The sequence below is a fragment of the Massilia frigida genome, from assembly GCF_011682175.1.
GTDB lineage: Bacteria > Pseudomonadota > Gammaproteobacteria > Burkholderiales > Burkholderiaceae_D > Telluria_A > Telluria_A frigida.
Map to the genome: position 1 here is coordinate 1 of NZ_WHJG01000246.1, position 243 is coordinate 243.

At 60.1% G+C, this 243-nt stretch carries 1 pseudogene; it reads left to right on the top strand.

The window, feature by feature from the left end:
- Positions 1-243: pseudogene (locus tag F2P44_RS34830) on the top strand (IS5/IS1182 family transposase); the annotation flags it as partial.

Consider the following 243-nt stretch of genomic DNA (forward strand, 5'->3'; position numbering starts at 1 on the left):
AGCGTGCAGTGCCAGCGTCGGCTTCCCCAATCCTGCGCCAGCGTAGCCAGTCGCTGCCTGCTATGCTGGCCGAATTGCCTACTGCTTGTGATCGCGGCACGAAATGCAACGCACAAGGCTACAAGACCAGTTGGAACGGTTATAAGCTACATATCGACACTGCCGACTGCGGCGTACCGATCGCCGCTTTGCTGTGTTCCGCCTCGATGCACGACAGCCGTGCCGCTGTGCCGCTCTCTCACA